The following is a 12,540-nucleotide window of genomic DNA, read 5'->3' as shown; positions in this document are numbered from 1 at the left end:
AAGACGGAGCAGCTGGATGCGCTTTACGCTTCTGATCCCCGCAATCGGGTTCGTGGCCGCCTGTAACACGGTGGCCCCGATAGGTGGCACGGATTTCAACACGCCCTCGTATCAGGCACAGCGCGAAGCGCAGCTTGCCGGGCAGGGCTATACCGGAAACCCACTTCTAGGTCCGGTCGAGGTGTCAGAACAACAATTGGGCGAACCGCTGCCGACCGGCGAAAATGCTGACATTGCCTCTGCAACAGCGGCGGCGTTGGCCAGCACCTCTGGCCAAGCCACGGTGGAACAGGCCCCCTTGTCGGCGATTCCGCAAAGCAGCACCGTTGCAAGCAACAACGCGATTTCGGACGAACAGGATTTCGCGGCGGTCTCTGACCGACGGTCTATCGAATCCGACGCGGCCCGGATCGAACAGAACCGCCAAACCTATGAAGTCGTGGCCCCCACGGCCGTTCCTCAGCGCGGCACGGATGGTCAGCCGAACATCGTGCAATATGCACTGAGCACATCGAATCCGGTGGGAACTCAGCTCTACAGCCGCGCCGGGTTCAACCTTCAGGCCAAGGCACAGCGCAATTGCGCCAAGTTCCCATCGCCCGATCAGGCCCAGATCGAGTTTCTGTCCACCGGTGGCCCCCAACGTGACCGCAAAGGCCTTGACCCGGACGGGGATGGTTATGCTTGCAGCTGGGATCCCAGCCCGTTCCGCAGTGCCGTCAGCAACTGACACGTTGTCGCCTATCTGGCACCCGTCACCCAATTTCGGCGCGCGCAGGGATGGGCTGACGCCATCCCTGATCGTTCTGCACTATACCGCTATGACCAGCGCTCAGGCGGCGCTGGAGCGTCTGTGCGACCCCGCCTATGAAGTCTCGGCCCACTACCTGATCGGTAGGGATGGCACGCTTTGGCAGATGGTGCGCGAAGAAGATCGCGCATGGCACGCCGGGGCAGGGGAATGGCACGGTCAATCCGACATCAATTCCCGCTCAATCGGGATCGAATTGGACAATACCGGCTTTCATCCATTTCCCGAACCGCAGCTGATGATCCTCGAAGCCTTGCTGCGCCAGATATCAGAACGATGGTCGATTGCCCCGGAAAACGTGATTGGCCATTCCGACATGGCGCCCGGCCGAAAGTCCGATCCGGGCCCCCGATTCCCTTGGCAAAGACTGGAACACCTCAGGCTTGCGGGCCAGCGCAATCACAGCGTGCCGCCCGATGTGCAGATGGACGCCTTCCGTAGTCTCGCACAATCCGCGGGCTACACCGCCGAGGCCGACGACGACACTCTGCTCACCGCCGTGCGACTTAGATATCGCCCATGGGGAAAAGGTTCCCTACAACCGGCCGATCTCGCACCGCTTGCCAAATAGCTTGATCCGCTCTTCATCTTGCCCCTTTTACCACCCCAACCACCCTTGACGCCGCCGGGGCTACAGCCTACCCAGCGCACTGCGCGGAGGGCCGGATGGCCGCTGGGGTCGCAAGGCCCGAGAGGAAAGTCCGGACTCCACAAGACAACGGTGCCGGGTAACGCCCGGGCGGGGCAACCCGACGGAAAGCGCCACAGAAATCAGACCGCCTGCGGCTTCGGTCGAAGGTAAGGGTGAAACGGTGGGGTAAGAGCCCACCGCGCCCCTGGCAACAGGGGCGGCACGGCAAGCCCCACCGGGAGCAATGCCAAATAGGGTCCCCGCGCGGGCCGGTCGGCGTCAGCCGATACCGCCGCTAAGCGCGTCTTGGCCGAGAGGGACCGGGTTGGCAGCTTGAGCCGTGCAGCAATGCACGGCCTAGAGGAATGGTCATCGAAGGGGGCAACCCCGGAACAAGATCCGGCTTACAGGCCCTCCGCGCGTATTTTCCTATTTGCCACCCGGCGGCGTGTAAGCCCCGGTCAGTTTCGCCGCTTTTTTGGTAATGGCCGCGAAATCCTTGGCTTTCCAGGCTTGAACCGTGTGTACCCTCGATACCGCGCCCGAAGCCGCGACGGCCATGCTGATGGCGACGGCGTCGGTTGTGTCAGGGGCCTCACTGATGGCGACAACGTCATTCTCGCCAGTGGTGATGTAAAACGCCAGCAATTTGCCGCCTGCTTTCTTAAGCAGCGCTCTGACCGGCGCAGTGCGGTCTTCGGGCTTCTTCAGCATGCCTTTGACGCCCACGTGTGAATAAGACGCGTAAGTAATGAAAATTGGCATTTCCACCTCCTGTTTCAGGTTGGTTCAGGACCCGTAATTCGGCCGGTCCTTTGGCCGTCATGCGCCTGTCAGCCCGCCGCAACCAATGGGGCCGCGGCGAACCAACCGCCCATGGCGATCAGCGCGATACCGGTTAGGGGAATGAACCACCGGACACGCGGCAACAGCTTCTCGAGCGCGACGTAAATGGCGATGCCGACGATCCAATAAAGGTTCATTACACCGCCAACGAACAGCAACAGCATCAGCGCCCAGCAGCAACCCAGGCAAAACGCGCCATGCACCACACCGGTCCGAAACGCGCCGTAAGTGCCGGGCCGGACATGCTCGGCCAGAAACTGTGCGGGGCTTCGGCAATGGCGCAGACAGGCGGATTTGAGGCTTGAGAGTTGATACAGACCCGCTGCGATCAGAACGCATCCGGCAAAAAGCTTGGTGCGGATTGTCATCATGGGTCCATCTGACAACCCGACAGCCTCCATCCCCCACTGGGCCGCCGTCGCCGCGACGCTAAATGCAGCCCATGCAACAAGGTATCCCGACAGGAAATACAGACTGAGACGGGATGCTTGCGCCTTGTCCGGTCCCATCCGTTTGATAGCCGTGAACAAAAGCACGGTCGGAGCGGCGCTGGGTGTCATCATGGCGATCATCATGACCCACCACATCATAAAGATCAGTGCAGCATAGGTGGCGGTCCAGCCGGTTTGATCCGGCATGCGCATCGGCTCACCAATTGGCCCGGCCATCCGGGTCATGTCGATGGCGGTCATGTTCATGCCGATGCCGGCGATGGTGTACCAGGATGCACCCAGAACGATCAGCAGAACACAGAACAGAACGACTCCGCTGTCGTGCCGCAACACCCTGTCCACCACTCCGGGGCGGGAAGGGGGCGTGGTCATACCATTCCCCTGCTATGCGCCGAGAACGCCGTGGCTCGAGATGTTGAGATGCGCCAGATGCGCGTGGGTTGCGTCAAAACTCAGGCTGATCGCGCCGCCCGTTGTTTTGGCTGTGCCCGAAGCCGCCTCGGCGTGGCGATACTCGAACCCATTCGGCAACTGGATCGACGCCCGATGGGGCGCCCCGGAAACGATATGAGGAATCGGGCTGACCTCTAAATCGAATACGCCATGTACTTTGGCGAATCCCGTGCGGTCGTCCCGGGACCAGTTCAGATCGATCGGCAGGAAAAGCGTCTCGTGCTTGGTTGGCGCCATAGCGCTGTAGACATACCAGAAGGTGGCCATCTCATCGGTGTCTTCGCCGGTCATGATTGCCTGCAAAGCTGCGCGTTGATCTGCCGAGGCGCTCTCGTCGATGATCAGTTGCATCTGGCCATTGCCTTCGTGAATTGGCCCGGGCCAATGATAAACCCCCGCCGCGCGCAACCCCGAAAGGTCGGTATCGCCGTACTGACCAGACTGAATATTGTAGACAACAACCGCTTCGCAATTGCCATGCGTCGGCAGAACACTGAACTGGCACGGACAACCGAAGTTGCAACTGCAATTGGCCAGTTCTTCCCCCTGAAGTGTCCATTCTGTCATGTGAGCCCCCAATAATAACATGCACGAAAAATCTGCTGACAGAGTGTTTGCCTGTTACCTGAGCCTCGGCGCGCGCCTGATCCTGGCAACGTCACGCGATAGAATGGCGCGACTTTATCACAGAACCGTGAGCGCGCCAAACCGCGTGCTAAGAGCCGCTGCACGATTTGTACGCTTTAGAGGATGATTCCGGTTGACTCGGCTGTGCGACCGGGTAAAAGCGCACGCTCATAGGAATTCAACCGAAAGGCCCGGCCTTTTCGGACGCAGGAGATAACCATGGCGAAGCCGACGACAATCAAGATCCGTCTGAACTCGACCGCGGGTACGGGCCACTTCTACGTGACCAAGAAAAACGCGCGCACCATGACCGAGAAAATGACCGTTCGTAAATACGATCCGGTTGCTCGGAAACATGTCGAGTACAAGGAAGGCAAGATCAAGTAATCTTGCTGTCCAACTTGGGCAATTTCAAAGGGTTCTGCCGTGGCAGGACCCTTTTTCTTTGCCTTCCGTCTGTTGTCGGGCGAGCAAGCACTGTTCCGGTCCGATGATATGGCCGTTGCACCGAAGCCTCAGCGGGTCAGCCATTCGATATGGCCACGGGTTGCTTTTTGGCGGGGCTTGCTCCTACGCTTCAACAAATCCATCCAAAATGTTGGCCGTCATGAAAAAAATCTTGTTATCCACAGCAACCATTCTGGCCCTTGCGGCATGCGAGGACCCGTATAACCGCCAAGGCGTTGGCTTCACCGGTATTGATGGTGAGCCGCGTAGTATCTCGGACGTGAAAGGTGCCGCGGGCTTTTTGCCGGATGCGACCAATATCCCCGCAGAGCTGGCAGAACTGCCCACGATTTCTGTGACAACCGATGAGGTCGAAACCGACAAGGTATCGCGCGTGGCAATCGACAATGGCGGACGCAGTGACACCAATTCGGTTCTTCTGTCCGGGTCGGACATGAACCTGTTCCTGAGCACGGTCAATGTGAATGGCACTACGTACGGGGTTCTGCGCACCGCAAATAACAGCACCCGCATTAGCAACGAAGTCGGGGCGGCCTTTGGGCGCAATGCCGAGCAGTTCACCGGGTGCCTGCCTGCTGGCGACGTTTACGGCAAGGGGTCCTCGGACCGCAGCTCTGGTTTCGCGGTGCCGCTGAACTGTAGCTAAGCCAATCTGGAAAACGATTACGGGGCCTCGTCTATGGACGGGGCCTTTTCTTTTGGCAGGTGCAAGTCCGGGGTTGCGGGCGCAGGGGCAGAGGCCAAATGAAAAGGGCGGATCTTTTCAGACCCGCCCTTGCTGCATCTGATCAGAGTGATGCGTTATTCCTGTTGTCCCATGAACATCAGCAGGAACTGGAACATGTTCAGGAACGAGATATACAGGCTCAGCGCGCCGTCGATGGCGGCTTTGTCCAGCCATTCCTGATCACCATGGGTTGCGTGGGCAACGTAGGTGTTCTTGATGTCCTGCGTGTAGAACGCGGTCAGGCCGGCAAAGATCAGAACGCCAACGGCCGAGATCGCGAACATCATCGCAGGCGATTGCAGGAACCAGTTGATGACCATCGCCACCAGCAGGCCGATCACACCCATCATCAGGAATGTACCCATGCCGCTCAGGTCACGCTTGGTGGTGTAGCCATAGAGGCTGAGGCCAGCAAACGCGATTGCGGTGACGATGAACGTCTGTGCGATCGAATAGGGGGTGTAGATCATGAACACCGAGCTCATCGACACGCCCATAACAGCGGCGAAGACGAAGAAGCCCAGCTGAACGGCCGCAGCCGAACCACGACGCATCAGAGCGCCCCAGCCAAAGAACAGGAAGGCCAGCGGCGAGAAGATCACAACCCATTTCAGCGGCGACAGGAACAGTGCGCCACCCAGGCTGGTCAGATAACGATCAGCGCCGATCTGAGCGACGGCATTGGTCGGATCAGAGGTTACAGCAAGACCAGCGATCGCCCACGCGGCAAGCGCTGTGATCAGCATGCCCACGGACATTGTGCCGTAGACTTTGTTCATGTGGGCGCGCAGGCCCTCGTCAATCTGGGCAGCGCGCGCGCCGGCCGCCGTCCGGATCGTGTCAAATTGTGCCATATAAGGGTCTCCCTTCACGTCATTCTTATGGGGCTCTGAAAATCAGAACCCGTTCCCCGCAAATATCGGCAACTGCGGGTCGCGTTTCAAGGGTTTAGCGCCGGATTCCGCTTAAAAGTCACAACAAAAATGGCGACCGGCACTAGCGGGTCGCCATTCAGTGATAAAAGGTGCACTCAGAACTCATTTTTGCCAGAATTCCGGCGCATCCCAGATCGAACGTGCGGCTTCGGCTTCGGCCTGTTCGCGCGTGATTCCGACATCTTTTAACGCGCGATCGTCCAACCGGGCCAAGGTACGGCGTTGGCGGCGCAGCGAAATCACATCAAATAAAACCGACAGACCGATGCGGCGACGGGGCTTGCAGTTGCTGTGGATTGCAATTTGGGTCATAATTGTTGTCCTTTCCTTGGTTTTCGATGGGAAGTCGCCCTCTCATCAAGTTCCTTGATTTATATGGCTCGGTGTGACACATTTTAAAAATGAATATTTTTGACGCGATGCATAAGGATTCGTGAAGATGCGGAATTTGGACATCACTACCTTACGCTCATTTGTGGCCGTGGCTGATCAAGGCGGCGTCACCCGCGCTGCAGGATTTCTGCACCTGACCCAATCGGCCGTTTCAATGCAGCTCAAGCGATTGGAGGAGTTGCTTGGCCTCGAACTGCTGGACCGCAGCGGACGCACCATCGCGCTGACCGCCTCTGGCGACCAACTTTTGGCCTATGCCCGCCGGATGATCGCGCTGAATGACGAAGTGATCTCGAAACTCACCGATCAGGCGTATGAGGGAGAGGTCGTTCTGGGCGTGCCGCATGATATTGTCTATCCGGCTATTCCCCGTGTGTTGCAGCGGTTCAACGCGGATTTCCCTCGGGTGCGGGTGCAGTTGGTTTCGTCCTACTCGTTGCAACTAAAGGACATGTATAAGCGCGGTGAATGCGATTTGATCCTCACGACCGAGGCGAATGGCGGCGATGGGGCTGAAACTGTCGCCGAATTGCCGCTGCGCTGGATCGGCGCGCCGGGCGGGTCGGCCTGGCGCAAACGACCGCTGCCTATCGCAGTCGGCCGTCGGTGCATGTTCCGGCCGCAAATGATCGCGGCGCTGGATGAGGCTGGTATCCCGTGGGAACTGTCGGTCGAAACGGAAAACGACCGCACCATTGAGGCGACGGTCAGCGCCGATCTCGCCGTCCATGCCATGCTGGACGGTACCGAAGCCGCCCATCTGGTTCAGATCGACGACGGCGGAGTTCTGCCCGATTTGCCTGCGCATATGATCAACCTCTACGGCGGTGAGGCTGGGCGCGGTCCCGTGGTCGAGGCTTTGGCGGCGCTGGTGCGTCAGAATTTCCACATACTCGGCAGTTCACCGTTAAAGGCCGTGGTCGGTTAGGGCGTAATCACAACCTTGCCCGTCGCCGTGCGGTCTCGCAGCAGTTGCAGCCCTTTGTCAGCGTCCGTCAGGGGCAGCACGTGGCTGATATGTGGTTTGATCCGACCTTCGGCGCACCAGCGGAACAACGTATCAAAGCTGTCCCGCACGATCTGAGGCCGGAAGGTCAGGTAGCCGCCTATGTAAAACCCGATCACCGTCAGGTTCTTGACCAGAAGGTGATTGGCGGGGATCTGTGGAACCTCGCCGCCCGCAAATCCGATAGGCAGCAGACGACCCTCCGGGTTGGTGGCGCGGAAGGCGGCTTTGAAAACATCGCCCCCAATCGCGTCATATACGACATCCGCGCCGCCTAGTTTCTTGACGTTCGCGCGCAGGTCGTCTGACGCGTCAATCAGATGGTCAGCCCCTGCCGCTTGCGCGACGGCCAGCTTGTCTGCCCCGCGTGCCTGAGCGATCACGGTCGCGCCCATCAGTTTGCCGATCTCAACGGCTGTCAGTCCAACGCCTCCGGCGGCACCAGTGACCAACAGAGTCTCGCCCGCTTGCAGGTGGGCGCGGTGGGCCAGCGCGATGTGGCTGGTACCATAAGCGATCTGGATCGCGGCGGCCTGTTCAAAACTGACCGTGTTGGGCAGAAGAATCGCCCGGTCTGCATCGAACACGCCAAATTCAGCAAGGCCGCCCTGACCGGAATAGACGGCAACCCGGTCGCCGGGCTTCAGATGGGACACATCAGACCCTGCCGCATCGACAATTCCGGCGATTTCCATGCCCTGAGTGAACGGGGCGGTTGGAGTGTCCTGATAGGTCCCCTTTTGCATCAGCAAATCGGCAAAGTTCAATCCGCAGGCCTTGATCTCGACCCGAACCTGACTTGCGCCCGGAGTTGGAATGTCAATGTCACACAGTCGGGCTGCTTCGCCTTGTGCTGGAATCCTATAGGCCTGCATGTGTGCGCTCCTGTCTTTTCGGGCATTGGTTCGCGCCGGTAGAGGATTGTCAATCGCTTGTCCGGTGAAGCTGGAAAAAACCGCCTCAAGGACAGTGACTTGCCGTGGGGGCAAGCGCCTACTCCGCGAAAATAGGGGTACAACCACAACCCGTAACCGGGCAAAACAGATTCAACCTTCTTGAAAAAATGCCAAAAACCGGCAATATTGGCTCATGGTGCTGATTTGGGGGGCATGTTCCTGATTAGGGAGTGGTTAAGGGCGGCTCGCTAGTGTTGCGGTAGGAAAATGTGTCGCGCACTCAAGTCAGTTGTGTGTGTAGTAGAGGAGAATACCAATGACCCATCACGTCGATGTCCATGTGGGCAAACGCGTCCGGCATCGCCGCTGGCTGATTGGCATGACCCAACAGCAGTTGGCGCAGCAAGTTGGTATCAAGTTTCAACAAATTCAGAAATATGAAACGGGTGCCAACCGGATCAGCGCATCCCGCCTTTGGGACATTGCCGAGGCATTGGATGTACCGGTCAGCTTTTTCTTTGAAGGCCTGGAAGAGTCGGAAAAGGAAAGCACCGGCAAGAAATCGGTTCCTGCCGATCTGATGGGGGACAAAGAAGCATTGGATCTGGTGCGTTCGTATTACGCGATTCCGGAAAACCAACGCCGCCGCCTGTTTGAGCTTGCCCGTGTGCTGAGCGACGTCGCCTGAGCAAACGGGGTTGACTCTGAAACGCGCGGGCCGCACGGGTAGCGCATGCAAGAGACGACCTTAAGCGATTTGGAAGTAGCCGAAGAAATGGCCGACGCAGCGCGCGCGGCCATTCTTCCTGTGTTTAGACAGGCCAATCTTGGAACCTCGAATAAACTGACCGACGGTTTTGATCCGGTAACGGTCGCGGATCGAAGCGCCGAACAGGCGATGCGAGAGGTTCTGGCCAAACACTGCCCCGGCGACGGTATTTTTGGTGAGGAATTCGGCCAGACTCAGGGTAGCTCTGGCCGGACATGGGTGCTGGACCCGATAGACGGCACGCGTGGGTTTATCAGTGGCACTCCGACATGGGGTGTGCTGATCGCGTTAAGCAATCAGGACGGCCCCATCATGGGGATCATCGATCAGCCGTATATTGGTGAACGGTTCGTGGGATCGGCGGATACAGCGCACGTGACCGGCCCGACCGGCACGATGGCGTTGAAGACCCGTTCGACCCCCAGCCTGGATCAGGCGTTTCTGTTCACCACCTTCCCTGAGGTTGGCACCCTTGAAGAGCGTACTGGGTTTGAAGCCGTGGCACAGCACGTGAAGCTGACGCGATACGGCATGGATTGCTATGCCTATGCTCTGCTTGCGGCGGGTCAGATTGATCTGGTGATTGAGGCGGGTCTGAACGCATATGACATACAGGCGCCAATTGCGGTGATTGAGGCTGCTGGAGGTATCGTCACCGACTGGCAGGGCGGACCAGCCCATCAGGGCGGGCGTGTGCTGGCCGCGGCGAACGCCGATCTGCACGCGGCGGCCTTAGAGATTTTGAGCACCCACTGAAACAGCTTGCTGGGCAATTACCGGTCGGGTAATATCTTCCCGGTTGGTTCTTATGTCCGTTTTCCGCCAGCCGATACCTTCTTGCACGAAACGGGCGCATGCAAGGAGGGTAGAATGACCGAAATCCTTATTAAAAATGCTGACACCATCCTGACGATGGACGATGCGCGCCGCGAGCTTTCAGGCGCTGATATCCTGATCCGTGGCGGGCAGATCGCGCGGATCGGCCAAGGTTTGCAAACAACTGGAGAGGTGCATGACGCTGCCGGATGCGTCGTAACGCCCGGCTTGGTGAACACGCATCATCACCTGTATCAAACGCTGACTCGCGCGGTACCCGGCGGTCAGGATGCACTGCTGTTCGGCTGGCTGAAAACGCTTTATCCCATCTGGTCTCGCTTTGGGCCGGAAGAGATGTATGTCTCGGCCCAGATCGGGCTGGCCGAATTGGCGCTGTCCGGCTGTACGCTCAGCTCCGACCATCTGTATCTGTATCCCAACGGCGCGCGGCTGGACGACACAATTGCCGCTGCGGCTGAGATTGGCCTGCGGTTCCACCCGACGCGCGGTGCGATGAGCATCGGCGAAAGTGACGGGGGCCTGCCGCCGGACTCTCTGGTCGAGAAAGAACAGGCGATCCTAAACGACATGATCCGCGTGGTCGATGCCTTCCATGATCCATCCGAGGGCGCGATGTGTCGGGTCGGGCTGGCACCGTGTTCGCCGTTCTCGGTCAGTCGCGATCTGATGCGCGATGCGGCCCTGTTGGCACGGGACAAAGGCGTGATGTTGCACACCCATCTGGCCGAGAATGATGAGGATATCGCCTATTCGCAGGCGCAGTTCGGGTGTCGTCCGGGGCAATATGCCGAAGAACTGGGTTGGACCGGTCCGGACGTCTGGCATGCCCATTGCGTCAAGCTGGACGGGGCCGAGATCGACCTGTTCGCCAGAACGCAGACCGGTGTCGCACATTGCCCCTGTTCGAACTGCCGCTTGGGATCGGGCATCGCGCCGGTGCGGGTCATGCGGGATCAGGGCGTGCCGGTCGGCTTGGGCGCAGATGGGTCAGCGAGTAATGACAATGGCAGCCTGATCCTTGAGGCGCGACAGGCCATGTTACTGCAACGGGTCGCAAACGGGGCCGATGCGATGTCCTCTCGCGAGGCGTTGGAAATTGCCACGCGAGGTGGTGCTGACGTTCTGAACCGCCCGGATTGCGGTCGTCTGGAGCCGGGAAAGCGCGCCGACATCGCCATTTGGGATACAAACTGCATCGAAAGCGCAGGCAGTTGGGACCCTGCGGCCTTGCTGCTGGCCGGGCCGTTGAAGGTGAAGCACCTGTTTGTTGAAGGTCGCCAGATCGTGCAGAACGGGCATGTCACCACAGTGGAAATGCCCCGCGTGATCGAGCGGCAGAATCAATTGGCCCGCGCGTTGCAGGGTTAGATGCTGACGCGTTGACCGGCGATCCAAACCTCGGCGATGGCCCGGTCATCGCCCATCATGATCGTGGGGAAGATGGCTTCCCACAGGTCGTCGGTGCAGGCTTCGCGCTGCGCGATGGCGGGGGTTGAGGCGAGGTCGAGCACGACCAGATCAGCCTCCATCCCTGGTGCGACGTTGCCGATACTGTCGTCCAGCCGCAGCGAGCGTGCAGAGCCGACAGTGCCAAGCCACAGCAATTGTGCAGCGTGCAGGGGGGCTCCGCGCAATTGCCCGATCTCGTAAGCCGATGCCATCGTGTGCAACATCGAGAAACTGGACCCACCGCCTGTATCTGTGGCCAGCCCGACCCGGTGGCCGTCACGCATCAGCCCGTCCATGTCGAACAGGCCCGAGCCGATGAAGGTGTTCGAGGTCGGGCAGTGAATCAGTGCCGCATCGACTTCGCGCAACCGGTCACGTTCGCGCGCTTCCAGATGGATGACGTGGCCGTAAACGCCATGTGACCCCAGCAGTCCGAATTTTTCATAGGTATCCAGATAATCGCGCGCGTCGGGGAACAGCTCGCGGACCCAGGCGATTTCGTCGGTCTGCTCGCTTAGGTGCGTTTGCATCAGGCAATGCGGATGCTCGGCCCAAAGCGCGCCCATCGCCTCAAGCTGATCGGGTGTCGAGGTGGGCGAAAAGCGCGGTGTGATGGCATAGGACAGCCGGTCAACGCCGTGCCATTTCTCCAGCAGCGCCTCGGATTGGTCATAGGCTGTCTGCGCGGTGTCCCGCAGACCCTCGGGCGCATTGCGGTCCATGCAGGTTTTACCCGCAACCACACGCTGCTTGCGCGCTTGCGCAGCAGAGAAGAAGGCATCCACGCTTTCGGGATGAATGGTACAGAAGCTGCACATGGTCGTCGTACCGTGCGCTGCGGTCAGGTCAAGATATCGGTTGGCAATCTCAGAGGCATAGGCGAGGTCGCCGAACTTCATCTCTTCGGGGAAGGTGTAGGTGTTCAGCCAGTCGATCAGGCGCTTGCCCCAACTGGCGATCATCGCTGTCTGAGGGTAGTGCACATGCGCGTCCACGAACCCGGCCATGATCACATGCTGGCCGTGATCCACAACCTCGGCGTCCGGGTGCTCTGCACGCAGGCTGTCGGCATCCGCCACGGCGGAAATGCGGCCGTCTTCGATCAGAACCGCCTCGCTGATTTTCACGGCCTCGGTCGGCTCACCCTCGAATGGGGAACCGGTGAAACTCAGAACACGCCCTTTCAGTAGCGTTTTTTGCGCCATTTTCCTTCATCTCCGCCTGTATGGGACTGCGAAAC

The 12,540-nt window shown here is 59.3% G+C and carries 15 protein-coding genes and 1 other RNA gene; 9 read left to right on the top strand and 7 right to left on the bottom strand.

Annotated features, from left to right (window positions below):
* The first annotated feature begins 16 nt into the window (after positions 1 to 16).
* The 3 genes from ACOQOY_RS06235 (at position 17) to rnpB (ending at position 1,865) form a co-directional block, all read left to right on the top strand.
* On the top strand, positions 17 to 730 hold the full coding sequence (locus tag ACOQOY_RS06235) for a hypothetical protein (RefSeq protein ID WP_420584601.1): 714 nt from the start codon (positions 17 to 19) through the stop codon (positions 728 to 730).
* Positions 681 to 1,382: an N-acetylmuramoyl-L-alanine amidase gene (locus ACOQOY_RS06230; RefSeq protein WP_420584600.1), complete on the top strand. Its 702-nt coding sequence runs from the start codon at positions 681 to 683 to the stop codon at positions 1,380 to 1,382. The genes ACOQOY_RS06235 and ACOQOY_RS06230 overlap by 50 nt, the downstream gene beginning before the upstream one ends.
* A gap of 83 nt (positions 1,383 to 1,465) precedes the next feature.
* An RNA gene (rnpB, locus tag ACOQOY_RS06225) (RNase P RNA component class A) lies at positions 1,466 to 1,865 on the top strand.
* 6 nt (positions 1,866 to 1,871) lie between these two features.
* Here the strand turns inward: rnpB and ACOQOY_RS06220 are convergent.
* The 3 genes from ACOQOY_RS06220 to ACOQOY_RS06210 form a co-directional block, all read right to left on the bottom strand.
* Positions 1,872 to 2,207 carry a GYD domain-containing protein gene (locus ACOQOY_RS06220; protein WP_420584599.1) on the bottom strand — a complete coding sequence of 112 codons (336 nt, stop codon included), beginning with the start codon at positions 2,205 to 2,207 and terminating at the stop codon, positions 1,872 to 1,874.
* A gap of 68 nt (positions 2,208 to 2,275) precedes the next feature.
* Positions 2,276 to 3,112: a DUF2182 domain-containing protein gene (locus ACOQOY_RS06215; RefSeq protein WP_420584598.1), complete on the bottom strand. Its 837-nt coding sequence runs from the start codon at positions 3,110 to 3,112 to the stop codon at positions 2,276 to 2,278.
* 12 nt (positions 3,113 to 3,124) lie between these two features.
* Complete coding sequence (locus tag ACOQOY_RS06210; RefSeq protein WP_420584597.1) at positions 3,125 to 3,760, bottom strand: DUF1326 domain-containing protein; 636 nt, start codon at positions 3,758 to 3,760, stop codon at positions 3,125 to 3,127.
* A 279-nt stretch (positions 3,761 to 4,039) separates the two neighbouring features.
* On the opposite strand from ACOQOY_RS06210, the gene rpmG reads away from it, so the two are divergent.
* Together rpmG and ACOQOY_RS06200 are read left to right on the top strand one after the other, a co-directional pair.
* Positions 4,040 to 4,207 carry a 50S ribosomal protein L33 gene (gene rpmG, locus ACOQOY_RS06205; RefSeq protein WP_005630270.1) on the top strand — a complete coding sequence of 56 codons (168 nt, stop codon included), beginning with the start codon at positions 4,040 to 4,042 and terminating at the stop codon, positions 4,205 to 4,207.
* A gap of 220 nt (positions 4,208 to 4,427) precedes the next feature.
* Complete coding sequence (locus ACOQOY_RS06200; RefSeq protein WP_420584596.1) at positions 4,428 to 4,934, top strand: hypothetical protein; 507 nt, start codon at positions 4,428 to 4,430, stop codon at positions 4,932 to 4,934.
* Positions 4,935 to 5,089: 155 nt separating this feature from the next.
* Here the strand turns inward: ACOQOY_RS06200 and ACOQOY_RS06195 are convergent, their stop codons facing one another.
* Together ACOQOY_RS06195 and ACOQOY_RS06190 are read right to left on the bottom strand one after the other, a co-directional pair.
* Entirely contained in the window at positions 5,090 to 5,869 is a 780-nt protein-coding gene (locus ACOQOY_RS06195) for a Bax inhibitor-1 family protein (RefSeq protein WP_420584595.1), read from the bottom strand.
* A gap of 183 nt (positions 5,870 to 6,052) precedes the next feature.
* On the bottom strand, positions 6,053 to 6,262 hold the full coding sequence (locus ACOQOY_RS06190) for a DUF1127 domain-containing protein (protein ID WP_420584594.1): 210 nt from the start codon (positions 6,260 to 6,262) through the stop codon (positions 6,053 to 6,055).
* A gap of 127 nt (positions 6,263 to 6,389) precedes the next feature.
* Between ACOQOY_RS06190 and ACOQOY_RS06185 the strand changes: the two genes are divergently transcribed.
* Positions 6,390 to 7,271 carry a LysR family transcriptional regulator gene (locus ACOQOY_RS06185; protein WP_420584593.1) on the top strand — a complete coding sequence of 294 codons (882 nt, stop codon included), beginning with the start codon at positions 6,390 to 6,392 and terminating at the stop codon, positions 7,269 to 7,271.
* On the opposite strand, the gene ACOQOY_RS06180 is transcribed toward ACOQOY_RS06185, so the two are convergent.
* The gene (locus ACOQOY_RS06180; protein WP_420584592.1) at positions 7,268 to 8,224 is read right to left on the bottom strand and encodes an NADPH:quinone oxidoreductase family protein; all 957 of its coding nucleotides are present in this window, start codon (positions 8,222 to 8,224) and stop codon (positions 7,268 to 7,270) included. The two genes, ACOQOY_RS06185 and ACOQOY_RS06180, sit on opposite strands and share 4 nt — an antisense overlap.
* A gap of 337 nt (positions 8,225 to 8,561) precedes the next feature.
* Here ACOQOY_RS06180 and ACOQOY_RS06175 point away from each other — a divergent pair, with 337 nt between their 5' ends.
* From ACOQOY_RS06175 to ACOQOY_RS06165, 3 genes are all read left to right on the top strand, one after another.
* Positions 8,562 to 8,933, top strand: a complete 372-nt coding sequence (locus ACOQOY_RS06175; protein ID WP_420584591.1) for a helix-turn-helix domain-containing protein — start codon at positions 8,562 to 8,564, stop codon at positions 8,931 to 8,933.
* A 45-nt stretch (positions 8,934 to 8,978) separates the two neighbouring features.
* Positions 8,979 to 9,770: a histidinol-phosphatase gene (gene hisN, locus ACOQOY_RS06170; protein ID WP_420584590.1), complete on the top strand. Its 792-nt coding sequence runs from the start codon at positions 8,979 to 8,981 to the stop codon at positions 9,768 to 9,770.
* Between the two features lie 114 nt (positions 9,771 to 9,884).
* The gene (locus ACOQOY_RS06165; RefSeq protein WP_420584589.1) at positions 9,885 to 11,219 is read left to right on the top strand and encodes an 8-oxoguanine deaminase; all 1,335 of its coding nucleotides are present in this window, start codon (positions 9,885 to 9,887) and stop codon (positions 11,217 to 11,219) included.
* Here ACOQOY_RS06165 and guaD read toward each other — a convergent pair.
* Positions 11,216 to 12,505 carry a guanine deaminase gene (guaD, locus tag ACOQOY_RS06160; RefSeq protein WP_420584588.1) on the bottom strand — a complete coding sequence of 430 codons (1,290 nt, stop codon included), beginning with the start codon at positions 12,503 to 12,505 and terminating at the stop codon, positions 11,216 to 11,218. The genes ACOQOY_RS06165 and guaD overlap by 4 nt on opposite strands.
* Positions 12,506 to 12,540: the final 35 nt, after the last annotated feature.

The organism is Ruegeria sp., assembly GCF_965221235.1.
In the GTDB taxonomy this organism is placed as follows: domain Bacteria; phylum Pseudomonadota; class Alphaproteobacteria; order Rhodobacterales; family Rhodobacteraceae; genus Ruegeria.
This window is presented reverse-complemented; position numbering and strand designations above follow the sequence as displayed.

Coding starts and splice junctions, on each gene's coding strand:
- ACOQOY_RS06210 (WP_420584597.1), bottom strand. CDS start 3,760: ATGACAGAATGGACACTTCAGGGGGAAGAACTGGCCAATTGCAGTTGC.
- ACOQOY_RS06235 (WP_420584601.1), top strand. CDS start 17: ATGCGCTTTACGCTTCTGATCCCCGCAATCGGGTTCGTGGCCGCCTGT.
- rpmG (WP_005630270.1), top strand. CDS start 4,040: ATGGCGAAGCCGACGACAATCAAGATCCGTCTGAACTCGACCGCGGGT.
- ACOQOY_RS06200 (WP_420584596.1), top strand. CDS start 4,428: ATGAAAAAAATCTTGTTATCCACAGCAACCATTCTGGCCCTTGCGGCA.
- ACOQOY_RS06215 (WP_420584598.1), bottom strand. CDS start 3,112: ATGACCACGCCCCCTTCCCGCCCCGGAGTGGTGGACAGGGTGTTGCGG.
- ACOQOY_RS06180 (WP_420584592.1), bottom strand. CDS start 8,224: ATGCAGGCCTATAGGATTCCAGCACAAGGCGAAGCAGCCCGACTGTGT.
- ACOQOY_RS06230 (WP_420584600.1), top strand. CDS start 681: ATGCTTGCAGCTGGGATCCCAGCCCGTTCCGCAGTGCCGTCAGCAACT.
- ACOQOY_RS06175 (WP_420584591.1), top strand. CDS start 8,562: ATGACCCATCACGTCGATGTCCATGTGGGCAAACGCGTCCGGCATCGC.
- ACOQOY_RS06195 (WP_420584595.1), bottom strand. CDS start 5,869: ATGGCACAATTTGACACGATCCGGACGGCGGCCGGCGCGCGCGCTGCC.
- guaD (WP_420584588.1), bottom strand. CDS start 12,505: ATGGCGCAAAAAACGCTACTGAAAGGGCGTGTTCTGAGTTTCACCGGT.
- ACOQOY_RS06190 (WP_420584594.1), bottom strand. CDS start 6,262: ATGACCCAAATTGCAATCCACAGCAACTGCAAGCCCCGTCGCCGCATC.
- ACOQOY_RS06165 (WP_420584589.1), top strand. CDS start 9,885: ATGACCGAAATCCTTATTAAAAATGCTGACACCATCCTGACGATGGAC.
- ACOQOY_RS06185 (WP_420584593.1), top strand. CDS start 6,390: ATGCGGAATTTGGACATCACTACCTTACGCTCATTTGTGGCCGTGGCT.
- hisN (WP_420584590.1), top strand. CDS start 8,979: ATGCAAGAGACGACCTTAAGCGATTTGGAAGTAGCCGAAGAAATGGCC.
- ACOQOY_RS06220 (WP_420584599.1), bottom strand. CDS start 2,207: ATGCCAATTTTCATTACTTACGCGTCTTATTCACACGTGGGCGTCAAA.